Origin of the sequence: Undibacterium sp. Di27W (assembly GCF_049340345.1) — a bacterium.
Classification (GTDB): domain Bacteria; phylum Pseudomonadota; class Gammaproteobacteria; order Burkholderiales; family Burkholderiaceae_D; genus Undibacterium.
Genome location: NZ_JBMPOS010000183.1, coordinates 1 through 255, shown reverse-complemented (window position 1 = coordinate 255; position 255 = coordinate 1). Strand labels below are relative to the sequence as shown.

Below are 255 nucleotides of genomic sequence, written 5' to 3'. Positions count from 1 at the left end.
CTGATTTTCCATTAATACGCCCGGCAGACATTCGGTCCCCCAGTGAAGGAGATAAATGTCTAGCTCCCTGAATAATACGTTCAGCATTAATAATAGGCATCTTGACATCTGCATATCGCGGCGCTTTCGCAGCGATTGCCTCCTTGATGTCCATTAAACATAATTCAATTTCAGCCGTCGTAGGGTCATCAACATTTAATAGCACTGCATAACGAAGTAACCCTAGCGAGCTACAGCCTTTTACCCAGTATGCAG

The 255-nt window shown here is 44.7% G+C and carries 1 protein-coding gene; it reads right to left on the bottom strand.

The window, feature by feature from the left end; translation table 11 throughout:
* The coding region (locus ACO0LF_RS31810; protein WP_423021458.1) for a DUF2252 family protein at nt 1–255 on the bottom strand (255 nt) is incomplete at both ends.